This window comes from Streptomyces lydicus (assembly GCF_001729485.1).
In the GTDB taxonomy this organism is placed as follows: domain Bacteria; phylum Actinomycetota; class Actinomycetes; order Streptomycetales; family Streptomycetaceae; genus Streptomyces; species Streptomyces lydicus_D.
Window position 1 is genome coordinate 3,094,499 of record NZ_CP017157.1, and the last position, 20,277, is coordinate 3,114,775.

Genomic DNA, 20,277 nt, shown 5'->3' on the forward strand with positions numbered 1-20,277 from the left:
TGGGCGTAATGTCCGCTTCGCGGCAATGGGTGGCATTGCGCGTCAAGAACAGGAGACCCCTATGTCCACGACCGAAGTCCTCGTGGCCCGAGGTAGAAGGCTCGCGGCCGGCGCGGGCGCGCTGACCGCGGCAGTCGCCCTGGGTGCGACGCTGTCCATCGCGGCCCCCGCGCAGGCGACCCCCGGCCCGAACGTCGGCAGCACCGCGAAGCCGTTCGGCACGGTCACCACGAAGATGGGCCTGAGTGCGCGTCAGTACCCCAGCACGGACTCCGCCGTGAAGGGCTACTACCGGCACCACACCCAGGTCGGCCTGATGTGCAAGGTCCGCACCCAGAGCGTCGGCGGCAACACCGTCTGGTACCTGACCCGCGAGGAGCGGCCGGCCTGGGTCGCCGCCAAGTACGTGACCAACAACGGGTACGTCAAGTACTGCAAGGACGTGCAGCGCAACCGGGTGCAGCCGGGGAACAACAACGCGGCGAAGCACGCCGTGGGCTGATGGGGCGCGGGCGAGGCCCGGTTCGGTACCCGACAGGTGCCGGGCCGGGCCTTCGTGCGCGCTGACGGCGCACCCCGGTCCACGGCGGGCCCCTTCCGTATTAATGGAACAAGTTCTACTGTGCCCCCGACCGGTGTCCGACGGGTCGTCAGATGGAGGACGGCACCCTCGGGCCGGACGACCGGACCGGATGAACTGGAGGGGCCGTGCACCTCGAATACACCCCCGAGCAACGGCAGTTGCGCACCGAGCTGCGCACCTACTTCGCCGCACTGGTGCCGGACAACGCCTACGCCCGGTATGCCGACCCCGCCGCCCGGAAGCGCTTCTACCGCGAGACGGTACGCCGCCTCGGCGCCGACGGCTGGCTCGGCGTCGGCTGGCCCCAGGAGTTCGGCGGGCGCGGCCTGACACCGATGGAACAGTTCATCTTCTTCGACGAGGCCGCCCAGGCCGGGGTGCCGCTGCCGCTGATGGCGCTGAACACCGTCGGCCCGACGATCATGCAGTTCGGCACCGACGAACAGAAGGCGTACTTCCTGCCCCGGATCCTCTCCGGCGAGATCGACTTCGCGATCGGCTACAGCGAACCGGACGCCGGGACCGACCTGGCCGCCCTCAAGACCCGCGCCGTGCGCAAGGGCGACGAGGAGACCGGCCACTACCTCGTCAACGGCCAGAAGATCTGGACGACCAACGGCGACACCGCGGACTGGGTGTGGCTCGCCGTACGGACCGACCCGGACGCTCCGCCCCACAAGGGCATCACCATGCTCCTGGTCCCCACCAGCGACCCCGGCTACTCCTGCACCCTGATCAATACGCTTGCCTCACACGACACCACCGCCAGCTACTACGAGAACATCACCGTCCCGGCCACCCGCCGCGTCGGCCAGGAGAACAAGGGCTGGCGGATCATCACCAACCAGCTCAACCACGAACGCGTCACCCTCGCCGCCCACGGCACCATGGCCATCCGCGCCCTGCACGACGTCCGGCGCTGGGCCGCGGAGACCACCCTCGCCGACGGCCGCCGCGTCATCGACCTGGGCTGGGTGCGCGGACGGCTGGCCCGCACCCACACCCGGCTGGACGCCATGAAGCTGCTGAACTGGCAGATGGTCGACGCCCTCCAGCAGGGCACGCTGACCCCCCAGGACGCCTCCGCCGTCAAGGTCTACGGCTCCGAGGCCCGCCGCGACGCCTACGCCTGGCTGATGGAGATCGTCGGCGCCGCCGGCCCCCTCAAGGAGGGCTCGGCCGGCGCGGTACTGCACGGCGAACTCGAACGCGGCTACCGCTCCGCCGTCATCTTCACCTTCGGCGGCGGCAACAACGAGATCCAGCGCGAGATCATCTCCTGGATCGGCCTCGGAATGCCGCGGGTACGCCGCTGAGGTTCAGGGCAGCGTCCAGATCTGGGTCGTCACGAAGTAGAAGACGACGGCCCAGAAGGCCATCACCGCGGCGACGAGACCGAGGCCGGCGAGGTTGGTCCTGGTCCGCGGTGCGTCCGGTGGCGGCCGCAGCCATCGCCTGAGCAGCCGGTTCACGTAGTAGGGCATGGTCAGGAAGCTCATGATGAAGCTCGACAGCAGGTTGCCCACGAGCAGCCCGGCCCAGAGCGGCAGCCCCAGCGGGGCCAGCGCGAGCGTCAGCAGCACCACGGTCGGGTACAGGCCGACCCAGACCGCGACCGCGGACTTGGTCTCGGAGGGCGGCCGCGCCTGCCTGCCGTTCTCGTCGAAGGCGAACCAGCTGCCGAACGAGTTGTCGATCGTGCGCAGCTGGAAGTCGTTGAACTTCCGCCCCTCGGCGAGCACCTCCTGCCGCTTGGCCGACGTCAGCCAGGCATCGAGGTGCTCGGCGCTGTCGAAGCGGTAGAGCGTGGTCCATTCGTCCTGGAGCCCCTCGACCGGACGGAAGAGCTCGGTGCCGCGGTAGCCGTCGAAGGTGCTCTCCTCCTGGCTCATGCGACGCTGCCAGTCGAGGAAGTCCTCGACGTGGTCGGGGTGGACGCGGTGGGTCACCACGACGGTCACCAGGGGGTCCGCGGGCCGGCTGCCGCCGCTGAGGACCTGCTGCGTCGCGGGGCCGTCGAAGTACGTCCTGCCGTTGTCGAGGAAGCGCTGCCTGGTGGCGCTGTTGATCCACGCCTGCAGATGCGCGATCGAGTCGAAGCGGTAGACGACGGTCCAGTCGGGCTGCCGGGCCGTGGGCCGGGAGAACTCGGCGCCGAGGAAGCCGGGGTAGTGGGCGGCCGCGGCGTTGACGTCCTCCTGCCACGCCTCGTACTCCTGCTCCCGGCCGGGCAGCACCTTCTGGCCGACGATGGCGGTCGCGGCGTCGTCGAGCTTTTCCGTGGTCATCTGCTCAGCCCGTCCACGTGCTCACGCCGTCGGCACCGACCGGCTCTCGTTGAGCCGTCGATAGATGCGTTCCGGAGTCAGCGGCAGCGCACGGAAACGGATGCCCGTGGCGTCGTGCAGCGCATTCGCCAACGCCGGGGCCACCGGGTTGATACAGCATTCCGCCATCCCCTTCGACCGCAGCGGCCCCACCGAATCCGACGACTCCACCAGCAGCACCTCCGTGCGGGGGACATCGGCGTAAGTGGGGATGCGGTAGTTGCGGAAATTCGGATTGACCATGACGCCGTCGGCGTCGACATGGTGGTTCTCGGTCAGCGTGAAGCCGATGCCCTGGGCGACGCCGCCCTCCACCTGGCCGCGGACCTGCGCGGGATTGATGACCACGGCGGCGTCGGTCGCCTGGACGCTGTAAAGGATCCGGATCTCACCCGTCACCCGATGGACGGCGATACGGAATCCCTGCGTGTTGGACGTCACGCTCCGCGGCGATCCGTACGCCTTGCGGGCGGCGGTGAACCGGATACCGCGCGCCCGGGCCAGCGCGACGAGTTCGGCCAGCGACACCCGCCGGTCGCCGCAGACCACACCCTCGTCGTGCAGGGAGCACATCACGAGGTGGACGCCCGTGTGCGCGGCGGCGAACTCCAGGATGCGGTCGCGGACCGCGTTGGCCGCCCGCAGGACCGCGTTGCCCGCCACGAAGAGTCCCGCACTCGCGAAGGCGCCGGTGTCGAACCCGGTGCGGTCGGTGTCGGACTGCACCAGGCGGATCCGCGACGGGGTGGTGCCCAGCTGGTTGGCCGCGATCTGGACGTGCGCGGTCGACGTGCCCTCACCGAACTCGACGGTGCCGACAGCCAGTTCGTACACGAGGTCGTCGCCCAGCGTGACCCATGCCTCGGAGACGTGCTCCGTCGGCGGCGCGGTCTCGTGCAGGGAACTCGCGACACCGGTCCCGACCAACCACCCCGGTCCGGGGGAGGGCTCGCCGGCCGTACGGGCCAGCGCCTCGTCCACCAGGTCGATGCACTTCGCGAGGCCGTCCTCGGTGAACGACACGTCGTCCGGGCCGTCGCTCATCGCGACGAGCGGATCCCCGGCGCGCACGATGTTGCGCCGCCGCAGGGCGAGCGGATCGATGTGCAGGGCACGGGCCAGTTCGTCCATCGCCGCCTCCACCGCGTACGCCGGCTGCGTCATCCCGTAGCCGCGCAGCGCCCCGCTCGGGACGGTGTTCGTGTAAACGGAGTAGGCGTCGTACTTCTTGTTGGGACAGCGGTAGATCATGACGGCCGCGCCGCCGGCGTAGAGCGTCTCGCCGCCGTGGTTGCCGTACGCGCCCGTGTTGGACACATTGCGGACCTGGAGCGCCGTGAGCGTGCCGTCCGCCTTCGCGCCGAGCTTGACCGTCAACGACATCGGGTGCCGCGGGGACGCCGTGGTGAACTCCTCCTCGCGGGTGAACTCGAGACTGACGGGCCGCCCGGTGTCCAGGGTCGCGAGCGCGACCAGATCCTCCGAGATCACTTCCTGTTTGCCGCCGAAGCCGCCGCCCACGCGGGTGCAGAACACGCGGAGCTGGTCCGGGCGCAGCGCGAACAGGTACCCCAGTTTGACCTTCGCGATGGACGGCGACTGCGAGCTGGTGCGGACGTTCAGCCGGCCGTCCGCCATCCAGGCGATCGAGCCGTGGGTCTCCAGATGCGCGTGCTGCACCCGGGGGGAGTCGTAGGTGCCCTCGTGGATCACGTCGGCCTCGGCGAACCCGGCGTCGACATCGCCGACGTGCCCGTGCAGCTCCAGCAGGATGTTGTGGACGGGGTCGCGGACGAAGGGGTCGTGCGAGCCGTGCAGTTGGGGCGCGCCCTCGGCCATGGCCTCCTCGGGGTCGAGGACCGCCGGCAGTTCCTCGTAGGTGACGGCGACCTTCCGGCAGCCCTCCTCGGCCGCCGCGACGGTGTCGGCCAGCACCGCGGCGACACGCTGGCCGACGAAGCGGACCGTGCTGTCGAGGATCCGGGTGTCGTCCGGATCGACGAGATGGTCGGTGTGGATCGCCGTGGTGAAGCGCCTGTCCGGCACGTCCTCCCAGGTGTAGACCCGGTGCACACCGGGGACGGCGAGCGCGGCGGTCCGGTCGATCGACACGATCCGGGCGTGCGCGTGCGGCGAGTGCAGCACCTTGAGGTGCAGCATGCCGTCGAGGTGGGTGTCCATCGTGAACTCGGTGCGTCCGGTCACCACTTCGTCGGCCGCCGGCGCCCCGACACTCGTCCCGACTGCCCTTCCCGGCGCGGCCGTCTCGATGCCGGTGACGCCCCGCACGGCGTCCTCGATCCCCCGGTAGCCGGTGCAGCGGCACAGATTGCCCTTCAACGCCCGTGGCAGGTCCGCCTTCTGGGCCTCGGTGAAGGTGGCCGACGTCATGATCATCCCGGCGGTGCAGAACCCGCACTGGAAGCCGGGGGCGTCGCGGAACTGGCGCTGCACCGGATGCAGGTTGCCGGGCGAGCCGAGACCCTCGATCGTCGTCACCGCCCGGCCGTCCGCGCGGAACGCCGGGGTGATGCAGCTGTGCACCGGATCGCCGTCCAGCCACACCGTGCACGCACCGCAATCACCGGCGTCGCAGCCCTTCTTGACGCCGTAGTGGCCCAGGGAGCGGAGAAACGTGCGCAGGCACTGGCCGGGGGCCGGTTCCTCGTCGAAGCGTCTGCCGTTCACGGTGTACGTCATGCCGGGCCCCCAGCCAGGAGTTCGCGGCGTATTTCCTCGGCGAAGTACCGCGTCAGGTGGCGGCGGTGGTCGGGGGTCCCGTTCGGATCGGCGAACCAGACGTCGGCGGGTATGACGTCGATGCTCTCCTGCAGCGTCCGGGCATCGGGCATCGTGTCGAACGCCAACCGCACCGGCCGGGTGGTGCCGGCCGTGACGGTGAGCAGCAGGTCGCGCGTCCCGGGCGTTTGGGTACCGATCAGAAACACCGTCGAACGGCCGAGACGGGTCAGGGTGAAGCGGCGGTGCGTGGCGCGTTTGCGCAGGGCGTGCGACGGAACGCTGATCCGCCGCAGGATCTCCCCGGGGGCGAGGACGTTGTGGTGGTCGCCGGTCACGAAGTCGAGGGCATCGACGGTCCGCACGGACCCGTCGGGAGCCCACAGTTCGTACCGCGCCTCCAGGGCGACCGTCAGCGTGATCATCGGGCCGGCGGGCAGCGACATGCAGATGTTGCCGCCGACCGTCGCCGCGCTCCAGACCTTGAACGAGGACAGGAACGCCTCGCAGCTCGTCGCGAGGAGGCTGCCCGCCGGCCAATCGTCCGGCGGCGCAAAGGCGTACAGCTCGCGGATGGTGCACGTGGCGCCGATGTCGAGGCCCGCCTCGCCCGCGACGAGAGGGTCCCAGCGCAACGCCGTCAGGTCGACCAGGCGGCGCAGCTCCGGCTGCTCCACGGAGAACAGCCATGTTCCGCCGGCGAGCCAGGCATCACCTTCGTGCCAGTCCACGCCGGGCCGGTCGGACGGCCGCCGGACGACTTCGGTGATGGTGTTGAGGTCCATGCGCACTGACCTCCGTCGAATGTCGACGGGCCACGATGCGCGCCAGGGCGAGACGAACTCGCGGCCGCACCGTCGAAGGGTGACCGCCGAGGCCGAACCGCTGAGGCAAGTCCGGCGGGCACGGAAATCCCTTACAAGGATATGCAGGACGGTTCGGCCTCGCCACGCCAGACCATCCGGGGCAGGGGCGCCCGGACGTCTTCTCCCGCCGGGCGCGGTATGAGCAAATGGAGGGGTGCGGCCGGCGGCCCGGCCGGGTGACGGGCACTCCGGGGGCCGCACCGGGCGCGGGAGGTGCGGTGATGGCAGGCGACCCCGGGCTCTTCGGGCCCCGCTCGGTGACCTGGCAGCTGCACGGCGACCCGATGATGTGGATCGCCGGCGTGCGGGCGCTGTACCTCCAGGCGCTGCACCCGCGCGCGGTACGCGGCGTGGTGCAGAACTCCGCCGCCTTCCAGCGGAACGAGCAGGGCCGGCGCGACGCCTGGGGCCGCCTGATGCGGACCGCCGACTTCGTCGGCACCCTCAGCTACGGCACCACCGACGCCGCCGAGCGGGCCGGCGCCGCGGTCCGACGCATCCACCGCGCACTGTCCGCCACCGACCCGGCCACCGGCGAGCGCTACGGCGTCGACGACCCGGCCCTGCTGCTGTGGGTGCACTGCGCCGAGGTGGACTCCTACCTGCACGTGCTGCGCCGCTCCGGCTACCCCGTCGGCGCCGCCCAGGCCGACCGCTACCTCGACGAACAGCGCGAGAGCGCCCGGCTCGTCGGCCTCGACCCGGACACCGTCCCCGGCGACCGGGCCGCGCTCGCCGCCTACTTCGACCGGGTACGCCCCGAACTGGCACTGACTCCCGAGGCCCGCGGGGTGGACGACTTCCTGCGGCGGCCACCGGCCCCCGCCCCGCTCGTCCCGGCCCGTGCCGTGCTCTGGGGGTGGGTGGCCCGGCTCGCGTACGGCGCGCTCCCCGCGTACGCGCACGAGCTCTACGGGCGCCCCGCACCCCCGCCGCGCGCCGTCACCCGCCGACTACGCGCCACCGGCCGCCTCCTTCGCGCCATTCCACCCACCGTCCGCTGGCAGCTCCCACCCCGCCACATCCTGCGCGCCGTCGCACGGCTGGGCCCCGACACCCGCCCCGCGCCCTACAAGCTCCGTCACGGCGCCGCCATACTGGACGGGCACGGGGACGCGCGGGGGGAGCTGCGCGGCTGACCGCGAGGGCGGGGACGGGGGCGCTGCTACGCGATGGCGGAAAACAGACTGATCCAGGGGCGGTACCGGCTGCTCGGCACCATCGGGCGCGGCGGAATGGGCGAGGTCTGGCGAGCCCGCGACGAATCACTGGGCCGGCAGATCGCCGTCAAGTGCCTCAAGCCCCTGGGCCCCCGGCACGAACCCTCGTTGCTCCAGGTCCTGCGCGAACGTTTCCGCCGGGAGGCCCGGGTCGCGGCCGCCCTCCAGCACCGCGGCATCACCGTCGTCCACGACTTCGGGGAGGACGACGGCACGCTCTTCCTCGTCATGGAGCTGCTCAGCGGCCGCAACCTCAGCCAGCTGCTGGACGACAACCGGCGCCAGCCGCTGCCCGTCCCGGACGTCATCGAAATCGCCGAGCAGGTCACCGCCGCGCTCGCCTACACGCACGAACAGGACATCGTGCACCGCGATCTGAAGCCGGCGAACATCGTCCGCACCACCGACGGCACCGTCAAGATCTGCGACTTCGGCATCGCCCGGCTCAATCACGACATCGGCTTCACCGCCCGCCTCACCGGCACCGGCATCGCCATGGGCAGCCCGCACTACATGTCGCCCGAGCAGATCGGCGCGCAGGCGATGGACCACCGCAGCGACCTCTACTCGCTCGGCTGTGTGCTCTACGAGCTCGCCACCGGCGTCCCCCCGTTCGACCTGGGCGACGCCTGGGCGGTGCTCGTCGGACACCGCGACACCGCCCCCGCCCCGCCGCGCACCCTTCGCCCCGACCTGCCCGAGGCGTACGAGCAGATCATGCTGGAGCTGCTCGCGAAGGACCCCGACGACCGCCCCGCCGACGCCGACGAGCTGGCCAAACGCCTCGCCGACGCCCGCCGCCCGCACCCGGCCGGCCCCGATGTCGCCACCGTCCCCGACCGTCGGCTGCCCTCCTGGACCCAGGGCATCACCCTCGGCTTCCCGGCCGGCGTGGCCCGACGCCCGCACCAGGACACGCCGGCCCCGGCCGTCACGGTCCTCACCGACGCCTGGACCGACGGCGACCCGGAGGGCGCGCCCGCCGCCCTCACCAGCCCCGCACCCCCGGACGACCGCGGCGCCGCCCTCGCCGCGCGGCTGGAGACCGGCCGTGCGCTCAGCCGCCGGGGCCGCTGCTTCGAGGCGCACCAGGTCTACGCCGAGGTGCTGACCGGCCTGGGGCGCGCCCTGGGCCCCGACCACCCCGACACCCTGAGCTGCCGCCACCACCTCGCGCTCAACCTCGGCCGGCTGGGCCGCCTGGAGGACTGCCTCGCCCTGACCCGCGAGGTGGCCGAGGCGCGGGAACGGGTCCTGGGCGCCGGCCACCCCGACACCCTCACCACCCGCTTCGAACTCGCCCATGTGCTGGGCAAGCTGGGCGACCGGGCCGCGGCGCTGCGGACGTACCAGCAGGTCGCGGCGGCCCGCGGCGCCGCGCTCGGCCCCGACCACCCCGACACCCTCGCCGCGCGCTACGAGACCGGCCTCGGCCTCGGCCGGCTCGGCCGCGACGCGGAGGCCCTGGCGCTCTACCGCGACCTGGCGGCGGACCGGGCCCGCGTCCAGGGCTGCGACGCACCGGACACCCTGCGCGCCCGGCACGGCCTCGCGGTCAGCCTGGGCCGGCTGGGCCGCTGGCGGGAGGCGCTGGCGGAGTCCGGCGAGGTGGCCCGGGCCCGCGAGCGGGCGCTCGGCCCGGACCACCCCGACACCCTGGTCAGCCGCCGGGAGACCGCCGTGGCGCTGGGCTGGCTGGGCCGCTGGAGCGACGCCCTGGAGCGCTACCGCCAGGTGGCCGGGGCCCGCGAGCGGGTGCTGGGTGCCGCGCACCCCGAGACGCTGGCCAGCCAGGGCGACCTCGCCCAGTGCCTGGAGCGGCTGGGACGCATCGAGGAGGCGGCCGCGGTGCAGCACCGCGTCGCGGAGCTGCGCAGGGAGCGCGCCGCCCGCCGCCGGTAGCCCCCGGTGGTCCCCGCGGCACCGGGGGGTCGGGGCGGCCGCCGGGTGGTGCACCGGCCGCCCCGGCCCGGCCCGGTCACTCCGGGGTGACCCGGTACAGCACCGTGCCGTGCGGCGGGACGTCGGGCGCCACGATGTCCCCGTCGCTGAGCCTGCGGTGGCCGGTGACCAGGTCGTGCAGGTGGTACGCCGAGGCGTCCGGCAGCCCGGCCGCACCGGCCGTGACGGACAGCGTGCGGGGCGTGTCCCCGGAGTTGAACAGGGCGATGGCCCGGTCGCCGTTCTTCAGCGGCTTGGTCAGCACCGCGGAACTCCCGTCCTGCTGGACGATGTCGCCCTGGACGCCGAGCTCGTCCTGGTCGACGGCGATGATCCTCTCGTTCCCCAGCACCTCGCGCGCCGCCGGGGACAGCGCACCGACGTCCGTACTGGAGATCAGCGGGGCCGCCATCATCGCCCACAGCGACATCTGGCTCTGCATCTCGTCCCGCGTCAGGCCGGTGTCGCCGGCCAGCAGGAAGTCCGGGTCGTTCCAGCGTCCGGGCCGCTGCAGGCCGGCGAGGTTCGCGTTGTAGCGGAAGTTGTAGACGATGGACGCCCACTTCGCTGCCGGGGTGCTCTGCTGAAGCGCCACGTCCCGCCCGCCCCGCCACAGGTTGCCGAGCTCCGCCGACCAGCCGATGACCCGGTGCCAGACGCTGTCGCCGTCGAACTGGAAGTAGGCGGGCGCCGAGACGGAGAAGGTGATCGGGCGGCCGGTCGCCCGCAGCGCGGCGCTCATCTGCCCGTACAGATCGCGGTAGGTCTGCTCCTTGGTGTGCCCCTGTGGGACGGGCACGTTGCAGCCGTCCGCCTTGACGTAGTCGACCTTCCACCGCGCGAACAGCGCGGCGTCCTCGCGGAAGTGGCCGAGACTGCCCGGGTACTTCTCACACGTGAGGGTGCCGACGTCCTCGTAGATGCCGAACCTCAGCCCCATCCGGTGCAGCTGCTCACCGAGATACGCCATGCCGTGCGGGAACTTCGCCCGGTCCGGTACCAGCTCGCCCTTGGGGCCGCGCTGCCTGCCCATCCAGCAGTCGTCGACGGTGACGGTGCGGTAGCCCTTGCGCGCCAGCCCCGAACGGACCAGCGCCCGCGCGTTGTCCAGCACCACCTTCTCGTTGACGTTGCACATGTAGTACGACCAGTTGTTCCAGCCCATCGGGGGTCTGGGCGCCAGGTCCGGGTACGGCGCGGCGGCCCGGGGGGCGCCGGGCACATGGCGCGGGTCGGGGACGGCCGAGGCGGGCGCGGGCGCCGCGAGCAGTCCGGCGGAGCAGGCGGCGACGGCTGCCAGTCCGGTGACGGTGCGGCCGGTGCGGGATACCGAAGGGTGGGACACGGGTCACCTCACGGGTGGGCGGGACGGCCTGGGGGAGGGGAGGCGGTGCCGGGGCGGAGCACGGCCGGACGCTAGGAGCAGCCCCGCGGGCCGTCAAGAAGCCGCACCGGCCCGGGCGGAGGATTCAGCCGCGTGCACCTGGCGACCGAGATCACCGCGTGCTACCAAGGGGCATGCCGGAACGGACTTCGTATGACGCGGTCATCGTCGGCGGCGGGCACAACGGGCTGGTCGCCGCCGCCTATCTCGCACGTGCCGGGCGCAGCGTGCTGGTGCTGGAACGGCTGGACCACACCGGTGGTGCCGCCGTGTCGACCCGGGCGTTCGCCGGGGTCGACGCCCGGCTGTCCCGCTACTCCTACCTCGTCAGCCTGCTGCCACCGAAGATCGTGCGGGACCTCGGGCTGCGCTTCGCGGTCCGCAAGCGCACGGTGTCCTCCTACACCCCCGCGGTCCGGGCCGGCCGCCCCACCGGCCTGCTGGTGGGCGGCGGCGAGGCCCGCACCCGTGAGTCCTTCGCCGAACTCACCGGTTCGGAGCGGGAGTTCGCCGCCTGGCAGGGTTTCTACGGCACCACCCGGCGGCTCGCCGAACGGGTCTTCCCGACCCTCACCGAACCGCTGCCCACCCGCGCCGCCCTCCGCGCGGCCGTCGACGACGACGCCACCTGGCACGCCCTGTTCGAACGCCCCCTGGGTGAGTTGGTCGAGGAGACCTTCACCGACGACCTGGTGCGCGGGGTGGTCCTCACCGACGCCCTGATCGGCACCTTCGCCGCCGCCCACGACCCGTCACTGCGCCAGAACCGCTGCTTCCTGTACCACGTCATCGGCGGGGGCACCGGCGACTGGGACGTCCCCCTCGGCGGCATGGGCGCGCTGACCGACGCGCTGGCCGAGGCCGCGCGCGGGGCCGGCGCGGAGATCGTCACCGACTGCGCGGTGACCGGCCTCGCGACCGACGGCCGCGCGGCGGAGGTCACCTGCGCCCGGGGCACGATCGGCGCCCGCCGGGTGCTGGTCAACGCCTCCCCGCGGGAACTGGCCCACCTGCTGGGCGAGGACCCGCCGCCGCCCGCCGAGGGCGCCCAGCTCAAGGTGAACATGCTGCTCACCCGGCTGCCGCGGCTGCGTGACAGCCGGGTGGACCCCCGCGAAGCCTTCGCCGGCACCTTCCATGTCGCGGAGGGCTACGGCCAGTTGGAGCGCTCCTATCAGCAGGCCGCGTCCGGTGAGCTGCCCGCCGCCCCGCCCTCCGAGATCTACTGCCACTCGCTGACCGACCCCTCGATCCTCGGCGCCGACCTGGTCCGCCGGGGCTACCAGACGCTCACCCTCTTCGGCCTGCACGCCCCGGCGAGGCTGTTCACCGCCGACAACGACGCCACCCGGGAGCGGCTCCTCGCGGCCACCCTCGCCGAGCTGGACACCCACCTCGCCGAACCGCTCGCCGACTGCCTGGCCCGCGACGCCGACGGCCGCCCCTGCATCGAGGCCAAGTCGCCGCTGGACCTGGACGCCGAACTGGGCCTGCCGGGTGGCAACATCTTCCACCGCGAGCTGGCGTTCCCGTACGCCGACCCCGAGGACGGGCAGGGCGGCGGCGCGCCGGCCCGCTGGGGCGTGGCCACCGGTCACCCCAACGTCCTGCTGTGCGGCGCGGGAGCGGTGCGCGGCGGGGGAGTGAGCGGCATTCCGGGGCACAACGCGGCGATGGCGGTGCTGGAGGAGGGCTGAGCCCGCGACGGCCGCCGGACGGGGCCGGGCGCGGGCCGGGCACCGTCCGGCGCCCGGCAAGTTTCTGACGCAGCATCAGAAAATCTCTTCCCTCGTACGGCCCGCTGCGGCATCCTGCGCGCATGCAGACGGAGCTGAGCAACAGGCTGGGAGTCGAGCACGCCGTCTTCGGGTTCACGCCGTTCCCCGCGGTCGCCGCGGCGATCACCCGGGCCGGCGGGTTCGGGGTGCTCGGGGCGGTCCGCTACACCGCGCCGGACGCGCTCGCCCGCGACCTCGACTGGATGCAGGCGCACACCGACGGACTGCCGTACGGGCTCGACGTCGTGATGCCGGCCAGGAAGGTGGAGGGCGTCAGCGAGGCCGACGTCGAGGCGATGATTCCCGACGAGCACCGCCGGTTCGTCACCGACCTCCTCGACAAGCACCAGGTGCCGCAGCTCCCCGAGGGCGAGGCGGCCGGCTGGCGGATCACCGGCTGGATGGAGCAGGTCGCCCGCACCCAACTCGACGTGGCCTTCGACTATCCGGTCAAGCTGCTCGCCAACGCCCTCGGCTCCCCGCCCCCCGATGTCGTCCAACGGGCCCACGACCAGGGCATCCTCGTGGCCGCACTGGCCGGCAGCCCGCGGCACGCGCTGCACCACAAGGCCGCCGGACTCGACGTCGTCGTCGCCCAGGGCTACGAAGCCGGCGGGCACACCGGGGAGATCGCCACCATGGTCCTCACCCCGGAAGTCGTCGCCGCCGTCGACCCGCTCCCGGTGCTCGCGGCGGGCGGCATCGGCACCGGCGAGCAGATCGCCGCCGGACTCGCCCTCGGCGCGCAGGGCGTCTGGCTCGGCTCGGTCTGGCTGACCACCGAGGAGGCCGAGCTGCACTCCCGGCGACTGACCGCGAAACTGCTCGCCGCCGGGCCCGGCGACACCGTCCGCTCGCGCGCCCTGACCGGCAAGCCCGCCCGCCAGCTGCGGACCGAATGGACCGACGCCTGGGACGACCCGGCCGGCCCCGGTACCCTCCCGATGCCGCTCCAGGGCCTGCTGGTCGCCGAGGCCAACTCCCGCATCCAGCGGTACGAGGTGGAGCCGCTGCTGGGCACGCCGGTGGGCCAGATCGTCGGCCGGATGAACAGCGAGCGCAGCGTACAGGCCGTCTTCGACGACCTCACCCGCGGTTTCGAGCGGGCCGTCGACCGCATCAACCGCATCGCCGGACGCGCGTGAACCCGAGGAGGACAGCGGAATGACCAAGGACGTCCCACCCCCCAACGGCTTCTGGGCGCAGGCCGCCGCCGACCCCGACCGTACGGTCCTGATCGCCCCGGACGGCGAGGAGTGGACCGCGGGCCGGCTGCACGCCGCCGGCAACCGGCTGGTCCACGGGCTGCGCGCGGCGGGCCTGGAACGCGGCGACGCCTTCGCGGTGGTCCTCCCCAACGGCGTCGAGTTCCTCACCGCCTACCTCGCCGCGTCCCAGGCCGGCCTCTACCTCGTCCCCGTCAACCACCACCTGGTCGGCCCGGAGATCGCCTGGATCGTCGCGGACTCCGGCGCGAAGGTGCTGATCGCACACGAGCGGTTCGCGGCGGCCGCGCGCCAGGCCGCCGATGAGGCGGAGCTGCCGGAGGCCCGCCGCTACGCCGTCGGTGCGGCCCCCGGCTTCCGCCCGTACGGCGAACTCCTCGACGGGCAGCCCGACTCCGCGCCCGCCGACCGCACGCTGGGGTGGGTGATGAACTACACCTCGGGCACCACCGGGCGCCCGCGCGGCATCCGCCGCCCGCTGCCCGGCACCGCCCCCGAGGACGCCTACCTGGGCGGATTCCTCGCCATCTTCGGCATCAAGCCGTTCGACGGCAACGTCCATCTGGTCTGCTCACCGCTCTACCACACCGCCGTCCTGCAGTTCGCCGGCGCCTCCCTGCACATCGGCCACCGCATCGTCCTGATGGACAAGTGGACGCCGGAGGGGATGCTGGCCCTGATGGACGAGCACCGCTGCACCCACACCCATATGGTCCCCACCCAGTTCCACCGGCTGCTCGCCCTTCCCGCGCAGACCCGGGCCGCCTACGACGTGCGCGCGATGCGGCACGCCATCCACGGTGCGGCACCCTGCCCCGACCACGTCAAACGCGCCATGATCGACTGGTGGGGCGGCTGCGTCGAGGAGTACTACGCGGCGAGCGAGGGCGGCGGTGCCTTCGCCACCGCCGAGGACTGGCTCAAGAAGCCCGGGACGGTCGGCAGGGCCTGGCCGATCAGCGAGCTGGCCGTCTTCGACGACGACGGCAACCGGCTGCCCGCGGGCGAACTCGGCACCGTCTACATGAAGATGACCACCGGCGGCTTCCGCTACCACAAGGACGAGGACAAGACGCGGAAGAACCGGATCGGTGACTTCTTCACCGTCGGCGACCTCGGCTACCTCGACGAGGACGGCTTCCTCTTCCTGCGCGACCGCAAGATCGACATGATCATCTCGGGCGGCGTGAACATCTACCCGGCCGAGATCGAGGCGGCCCTGCTCGCCCACCCCGCGGTCGCCGACGCGGCCGCCTTCGGTATCCCGCACGACGACTGGGGCGAGGAGGTCAAGGCCGTGGTCGAACCCGCCGACGGCCACCGCGCGGGCCCCGCACTGGCCGCCGACCTCCTCGCACACTGCGCCCGCCGGCTCGCCGGCTACAAGTGCCCCAAGTCCGTCGACTTCCTGGCCGTCATGCCCCGCGACCCCAACGGCAAGCTCTACAAGCGGCGGCTGCGCGCGCCGTACTGGGAGGGACGCGAGCGCACCGTGTAGCCCTGCCGCCCGGGCCGGACCGACGAGGCGGCGGGCCGGCCCGGCGGAAGCGGCCGGGTGTCTTGACCCCGGAGGGGGCGCGGCCCAGGATCGCGCCATGGAGCGAGCGCGGAGCAACACGGTCGACGGGGTCCTGCGACGCAGCGCCCGCCGGGTGCCCGGACGGACGGCGGTGCGGTACGGGGAGCGTGCCTGGACGTACCGCGAACTGGACGACGCGGTCAGCGCCGCGGCGCGGCTGCTGCTGGCGGACGGCCTGCGGCCCGGCGACCGGGTCGCGTCCTACGGGCACAACTCCGACGCGTATCTGATCGGCTTCCTGGCCTGCGCCCGCGCCGGGCTGGTGCACGTCCCGGTCAACCACGGCCTCACCGGCGAGGACCTGCGCTACCTCCTGGACCAGTCGGGCAGCGCGCTGGTGCTGACCGACGCCGCGCTCGCGGACCGGTTGCCCGGGACGGTCCGTGCGGTGCCGCTGTACGGCGCGCCCGACGGGCTGCTGGAGCGGCTCGCGGCCGCGCCGGACCCCGACGACGGGGCGGACCCGCTGCCCCCGGTGGCCGACGACGATCTGGTCCAGCTCCTCTACACGTCAGGGACGACCGCGCTGCCCAAGGGCGCGATGATGACGCACCGGGCGTTGGTGCACGAGTACACCAGCGCGATCGTCGCCCTCGACCTCGACGCGTCGGACCGGCCGCTGCACGCGCTGCCGCTCTACCACTCGGCCCAGATGCACGTGTTCCTGCTGCCCTATCTGGCGGTGGGCGCGGAGAACGTCATCCTGGACGGACCCGACCCGGAGCGGATCTTCGATCTGGCCGAAGCCGGCCTGGCGGACAGCCTGTTCGCCCCGCCGACGGTGTGGATCGCGCTCTCCGGGCACCCCGGCTTCACCACCCGGGACCTGAGCGGGCTGCGCAAGGCGTACTACGGTGCCTCGATCATGCCGGTGCCGGTCCTCGCGCGACTGCGCGCCCACCTGCCGCGGCTCGCGTTCTACAACTGCTTCGGGCAGAGCGAGATCGGGCCGCTGGCGACCGTGCTGGGCCCCGACGAGCACGAGGGCCGGATGGACTCCTGCGGGCGGCCGGTGCTGTTCGTCGAGGCGCGGGTGGTCGACGAGGCGGGCCGGGAGGTCCCGGACGGGACCCGGGGCGAGGTCGTCTACCGCTCCCCGCAACTGTGCACCGGCTACTGGGACAAGCCGGAGGAGACCGCGGAGGCGTTCCGGGGCGGCTGGTTCCACTCCGGGGACCTCGCCGTCCGCGACGCGGAGGGCTACTTCACCGTCGTCGACCGGGTGAAGGACGTCATCAACTCCGGTGGCGTCCTGGTCGCCTCCCGCCAGGTGGAGGAGGCGCTCTACGAACATCCCCAGGTGGCCGAGGTCGCGGTCATCGGGCTGCCGGACGAACGCTGGATCGAAGCGGTGTGCGCGGTGGTGGTGCGCCGAGCGGACGGGCCGGGCGGAGCGGCCCCGGTGGGGGAGCGGGAGCTGATCGAGGCGGCACGGGCCCGGCTGGCACCGTTCAAGGCGCCCAAGCGGGTGATGTTCGTCGACGCGCTGCCGCGCAACGCCAGCGGCAAGGTCCTCAAGCGCGAGCTGCGCGAGCGCTTCGGCACGCCCTGAACGGCGCGCCAAGGGCGACTGTCAGTGCCCCCTGCCATGCTGAGGACCGGCAGGAGAACAGCCGCGCACGTCCCGAACCGTATGACGGAGGACCACCCATGCTGACCACCGACTACGTCCCCGGCACGCCCAACTGGCTCGACCTCGGCGCACCCGACGTCGAGGCCGCCGCCGCCTTCTACTCCGCCGTGTTCGGCTGGCGTTTCGACTCGGCCGGCCCGGAGGCCGGCGGGTACGGCTTCTTCCGGCTCGACGGCAGAACCGTCGCGGCGGTCGGCCCGCTGACGGACGAGGGCGCGAGCCCGGCCTGGACGGTGTACTTCCACACCGCCGACGCGGACGCCACGACGAAGACGGTGGAGCAGGCGGGCGGCTCGGTGCGGGTCCCGCCGATGGACGTCTTCACCGCCGGCCGGCTGGCCGCCTTCACCGACCCGGCGGGCGGCGAATTCGCGGTGTGGCAGCCGGGCGACGTCGCGGGCCTGGAGGCGGTGATGGAACCGAACGCCCTCTGCTGGACGGAGCTGTACACCACGGACGTGGACACCGCCCGGGAGTTCTACCGTTCGGTCTTCTCCTGGAGCTACCAGGACATGCCGATGGGCCCGGGCATGGTCTACTCCGTCGCCTCCGCGCCGGGCGGCGGCAAGGGCGACGACACCGGGCACGGCGGCGTCATGCAGCTGCAGAAGGAGCATCTGGCGGCCGGTTCGACGTCCGAGTGGCACCCGTACTTCGGCGTGAGCGACTGCGACGCGACCTTCGACGCCGCCGTCGACCACGGCGCCACGGTCCTGATCCCGCCGACCGACGCACCCGGCGTCGGCCGGCTGGCGATGGTCAAGGACCCGGCCGGCGCCCCGTTCGCGCTGATCAAAGGGGACCCGGACATGACCTGAGCGATGCCGCGCCGCCCCGGGAGGTCACGCGGTGTCCCGGGGCCGGGCGTCCACGATGCGCTTGATCTTGCCGACCGAGCGCTCCAGGGTCTCCGGATCGACGATCTCGACGGCGACCGAGACGCCGATGCCGTCCTTGACGCCGCGCGCGATCAGCCCGGCCGCCGCCGCGCGTGCCTCGGGGCCCGCGTCGGGCCGGGCCTCGGCGCGCACGGTGAGGTGGTCCATCCGGCCCTCGCGGGTCAGCCGCAGCTGGAAGTGCGGGGCCACGCCGGGCGTACGCAGCACGATCTCCTCGATCTGCGCGGGGAAGAGGTTGACCCCGCGCAGAATGATCATGTCGTCGCTGCGCCCGGTGATCTTCTCCATCCGCCGGAAGGCGGGCCGCGCGGTGCCCGGCAGCAGCCGGGTCAGATCGCGGGTGCGGTAGCGGATCACCGGCATGGCCTCCTTGGTGAGGGAGGTGAGGACCAGCTCACCGTGCTCGCCGTCCGGCAGCACCTCGCCGGTGAGCGGGTCGACCACCTCCGGGAAGAAGTGGTCCTCCCACAGGTGCAGTCCGTCCTTGGTCTCGACGCACTCCTGGGCGACGCCGGGGCCCATGACCTCCGACAGGCCGTAGATGTCCACGGCGTCGATCGCGAACCGCTCCTCGATCTCGCGGCGCATCGCCTGCGTCCAGGGCTCGGCACCGAACACGCCCACCTTCAGCGAGGTGGTCCGGGGGTCGACGCCCTGCCGCTCGAACTCGTCCAGCAGGGTGAGCATGTACGACGGCGTCACCATGATCACTTCGGGGCGGAAGTCCTGGATGATCTGCACCTGCCGGCTGGTCATCCCCCCGGACGCCGGGACGACCGTACAGCCCAGCCGCTCCGCGCCGTAGTGCGCGCCGAGGCCGCCGGTGAACAGCCCGTATCCGTAAGCGATGTGGACCGTGTGGCCGGGGCGGGCGCCGGCCGCGCGCAGCGAGCGGGCGACGACGTCCGCCCAGTGCGAGAGGTCACGCTCGGTGTAGCCGACGACCGTGGGACGGCCGGTGGTGCCGCTGGACGCGTGAATCCGGCGCACCTGCTCCCTGGGGACGGCGAACATCCCGAACGGGTACTGGGCGCGCAGGTCGTCCTTGACGGTGAACGGGAAGCGGGCGAGATCGCCGAGCGAGCGGCAGTCCTCCGGCCGTACCCCGGCCCGGTCGAAGGAGTCACGGTAGAAGGGCACGTGGGTGTAGGCGTGCCGCAGCGAGGCGCGCAGCCGGCTCAGCTGCACCTCCCGCAGCGCCTCCGCGGAGAGCAGCTCCGCCTCGTCGAGCGCCGCGCCGTTCCTGATCCCGTCCGTAGCCGCTTCCGGCATGGGGTGTCACCGCCTCGTCTCCCTACCGATCATTCGGTAGCTGCATGCCGGTCCAAGTAATCAGCGCGCGGCGAACACGTCAAGAGGCGTGACGCGGACGGCCCCGGGTAGCGTCCAGCGCATGAGTGACGTCCGGAAAGTACAGGTCGGTGAGGTCCAACTGGCGTACCGGGTGTGGGGCGACGAGGGCGCGCCCCCGGCGGTGCTGCTGCACTGTCTCGGGGAGGACGGTGAGGACTGGCGCGGCGTGGTCGGCCGGCTCGCCGGCACCCATCAGGTCTTCGCCCTCGATCTGCGGGGCCACGGCCACAGCGACTGGCCCGGGGAGTACGGCGTCGAGCGGTGGCGGGACGACGCGATCGGCTTCCTCCAGGCGCTCGGCCTGGCGCGGGTGACCCTCGTCGGGCACTCGCTGGGCGCGCTGGCCGCCCTGCTGCTGGCCGCCGACCGTCCGGAACTGGTCGACCGCCTGGTGCTGGAGGAGGCCCCTCCGCCGCGCCCGGCCGAGCCGCCGCAGGAGGTGCCCGAGCAGCCGGCGGGCCCGCAGCCGTTCGACTGGGGAGCCAAGGTCGCGGTGGTGGCCGAGCGCAACGACCCCGACCCCCGGTGGTGGGACGCCCTGGCGCGGATCGCCGCGCCCACCCTCGTCATCGCCGGCGGCCCGGACAGCCACATCCCGCAGGAGCACCTCGCCGAGATGGCCGAACGGATCCCCGACGCCCGCCTGGTGACCGTCGAGGGCGCCGGGCACCTGGTCCACGAGGAGCGCCCGGGCGAATTCCTCGCGGCGGTGACCTCCTTCCTGGCGCCCCGCCCGTAGGGCCTTTCGT

The 20,277-nt window shown here is 72.7% G+C and carries 15 protein-coding genes; 10 read left to right on the forward strand and 5 right to left on the reverse strand.

Annotated elements, in window-relative coordinates:
- Window positions 1–61 precede the first annotated feature (61 nt).
- Together SL103_RS13325 and SL103_RS13330 are read left to right on the forward strand one after the other, a co-directional pair.
- Window positions 62–502 carry a hypothetical protein gene (locus SL103_RS13325; protein ID WP_069569061.1) on the forward strand — a complete coding sequence of 147 codons (441 nt, stop codon included), beginning with the start codon at window positions 62–64 and terminating at the stop codon, window positions 500–502.
- A 206-nt stretch (window positions 503–708) separates the two neighbouring features.
- Window positions 709–1,899 (forward strand): acyl-CoA dehydrogenase family protein, encoded by a 1,191-nt coding sequence (locus tag SL103_RS13330; protein WP_069569062.1) that lies wholly within the window; start codon window positions 709–711, stop codon window positions 1,897–1,899.
- A gap of 3 nt (window positions 1,900–1,902) precedes the next feature.
- On the opposite strand, the gene SL103_RS13335 is transcribed toward SL103_RS13330, so the two are convergent.
- The 3 genes from SL103_RS13335 to SL103_RS13345 are packed head-to-tail and all read right to left on the reverse strand — an operon-like array spanning window position 1,903 to window position 6,434.
- Complete coding sequence (locus SL103_RS13335) at window positions 1,903–2,871, reverse strand: antibiotic biosynthesis monooxygenase (RefSeq protein ID WP_069569063.1); 969 nt, start codon at window positions 2,869–2,871, stop codon at window positions 1,903–1,905.
- Between the two features lie 21 nt (window positions 2,872–2,892).
- On the reverse strand, window positions 2,893–5,610 hold the full coding sequence (locus SL103_RS13340; protein ID WP_069569064.1) for a molybdopterin-dependent oxidoreductase: 2,718 nt from the start codon (window positions 5,608–5,610) through the stop codon (window positions 2,893–2,895).
- Window positions 5,607–6,434, reverse strand: a complete 828-nt coding sequence (locus SL103_RS13345) for an FAD binding domain-containing protein (RefSeq protein ID WP_069569065.1) — start codon at window positions 6,432–6,434, stop codon at window positions 5,607–5,609. The genes SL103_RS13340 and SL103_RS13345 overlap by 4 nt, the downstream gene beginning before the upstream one ends.
- Window positions 6,435–6,736: 302 nt before the next feature.
- Between SL103_RS13345 and SL103_RS13350 the strand changes: the two genes are divergently transcribed.
- The gene (locus tag SL103_RS13350; protein ID WP_069569066.1) at window positions 6,737–7,654 is read left to right on the forward strand and encodes an oxygenase MpaB family protein; all 918 of its coding nucleotides are present in this window, start codon (window positions 6,737–6,739) and stop codon (window positions 7,652–7,654) included.
- Between the two features lie 33 nt (window positions 7,655–7,687).
- Complete coding sequence (locus SL103_RS13355) at window positions 7,688–9,637, forward strand: serine/threonine-protein kinase (protein WP_069569067.1); 1,950 nt, start codon at window positions 7,688–7,690, stop codon at window positions 9,635–9,637.
- 76 nt (window positions 9,638–9,713) lie between these two features.
- Here the strand turns inward: SL103_RS13355 and SL103_RS13360 are convergent, their stop codons facing one another.
- Complete coding sequence (locus SL103_RS13360) at window positions 9,714–11,021, reverse strand: glycoside hydrolase family 27 protein (protein WP_069569068.1); 1,308 nt, start codon at window positions 11,019–11,021, stop codon at window positions 9,714–9,716.
- Between the two features lie 173 nt (window positions 11,022–11,194).
- On the opposite strand from SL103_RS13360, the gene SL103_RS13365 reads away from it, so the two are divergent.
- The 5 genes from SL103_RS13365 (at window position 11,195) to SL103_RS13385 (ending at window position 18,094) form a co-directional block, all read left to right on the forward strand.
- A complete protein-coding gene (locus SL103_RS13365; protein WP_069569069.1) occupies window positions 11,195–12,757 on the forward strand; it encodes a phytoene desaturase family protein in 1,563 nt (520 codons plus the stop codon).
- Between the two features lie 122 nt (window positions 12,758–12,879).
- Window positions 12,880–13,983: an NAD(P)H-dependent flavin oxidoreductase gene (locus tag SL103_RS13370; RefSeq protein WP_069569070.1), complete on the forward strand. Its 1,104-nt coding sequence runs from the start codon at window positions 12,880–12,882 to the stop codon at window positions 13,981–13,983.
- A gap of 19 nt (window positions 13,984–14,002) precedes the next feature.
- The gene (locus SL103_RS13375; protein ID WP_069569071.1) at window positions 14,003–15,562 is read left to right on the forward strand and encodes an acyl-CoA synthetase; all 1,560 of its coding nucleotides are present in this window, start codon (window positions 14,003–14,005) and stop codon (window positions 15,560–15,562) included.
- 97 nt (window positions 15,563–15,659) lie between these two features.
- Window positions 15,660–17,195: an acyl-CoA synthetase gene (locus SL103_RS13380; RefSeq protein WP_069569072.1), complete on the forward strand. Its 1,536-nt coding sequence runs from the start codon at window positions 15,660–15,662 to the stop codon at window positions 17,193–17,195.
- A gap of 98 nt (window positions 17,196–17,293) precedes the next feature.
- On the forward strand, window positions 17,294–18,094 hold the full coding sequence (locus tag SL103_RS13385; RefSeq protein ID WP_069569073.1) for a VOC family protein: 801 nt from the start codon (window positions 17,294–17,296) through the stop codon (window positions 18,092–18,094).
- 24 nt (window positions 18,095–18,118) lie between these two features.
- Here SL103_RS13385 and paaK read toward each other — a convergent pair whose 3' ends face one another.
- Window positions 18,119–19,447: a phenylacetate--CoA ligase PaaK gene (gene paaK / locus SL103_RS13390; protein WP_069569074.1), complete on the reverse strand. Its 1,329-nt coding sequence runs from the start codon at window positions 19,445–19,447 to the stop codon at window positions 18,119–18,121.
- 121 nt (window positions 19,448–19,568) lie between these two features.
- On the opposite strand from paaK, the gene SL103_RS13395 reads away from it, so the two are divergent.
- A complete protein-coding gene (locus tag SL103_RS13395; protein ID WP_069569075.1) occupies window positions 19,569–20,267 on the forward strand; it encodes an alpha/beta fold hydrolase in 699 nt (232 codons plus the stop codon).
- Window positions 20,268–20,277: the final 10 nt, after the last annotated feature.

Bases quoted from the DNA above. Each gene is read 5' to 3' on its own strand.
- SL103_RS13355 (WP_069569067.1), top strand. From the start codon at position 7,688: ATGGCGGAAAACAGACTGATCCAGGGGCGGTACCGGCTGCTCGGCACC.
- SL103_RS13335 (WP_069569063.1), bottom strand. From the start codon at position 2,871: ATGACCACGGAAAAGCTCGACGACGCCGCGACCGCCATCGTCGGCCAG.
- SL103_RS13395 (WP_069569075.1), top strand. From the start codon at position 19,569: ATGAGTGACGTCCGGAAAGTACAGGTCGGTGAGGTCCAACTGGCGTAC.
- SL103_RS13380 (WP_069569072.1), top strand. From the start codon at position 15,660: ATGGAGCGAGCGCGGAGCAACACGGTCGACGGGGTCCTGCGACGCAGC.
- SL103_RS13370 (WP_069569070.1), top strand. From the start codon at position 12,880: ATGCAGACGGAGCTGAGCAACAGGCTGGGAGTCGAGCACGCCGTCTTC.
- SL103_RS13350 (WP_069569066.1), top strand. From the start codon at position 6,737: ATGGCAGGCGACCCCGGGCTCTTCGGGCCCCGCTCGGTGACCTGGCAG.
- paaK (WP_069569074.1), bottom strand. From the start codon at position 19,447: ATGCCGGAAGCGGCTACGGACGGGATCAGGAACGGCGCGGCGCTCGAC.
- SL103_RS13365 (WP_069569069.1), top strand. From the start codon at position 11,195: ATGCCGGAACGGACTTCGTATGACGCGGTCATCGTCGGCGGCGGGCAC.
- SL103_RS13340 (WP_069569064.1), bottom strand. From the start codon at position 5,610: ATGACGTACACCGTGAACGGCAGACGCTTCGACGAGGAACCGGCCCCC.
- SL103_RS13385 (WP_069569073.1), top strand. From the start codon at position 17,294: ATGCTGACCACCGACTACGTCCCCGGCACGCCCAACTGGCTCGACCTC.
- SL103_RS13375 (WP_069569071.1), top strand. From the start codon at position 14,003: ATGACCAAGGACGTCCCACCCCCCAACGGCTTCTGGGCGCAGGCCGCC.
- SL103_RS13345 (WP_069569065.1), bottom strand. From the start codon at position 6,434: ATGGACCTCAACACCATCACCGAAGTCGTCCGGCGGCCGTCCGACCGG.
- SL103_RS13325 (WP_069569061.1), top strand. From the start codon at position 62: ATGTCCACGACCGAAGTCCTCGTGGCCCGAGGTAGAAGGCTCGCGGCC.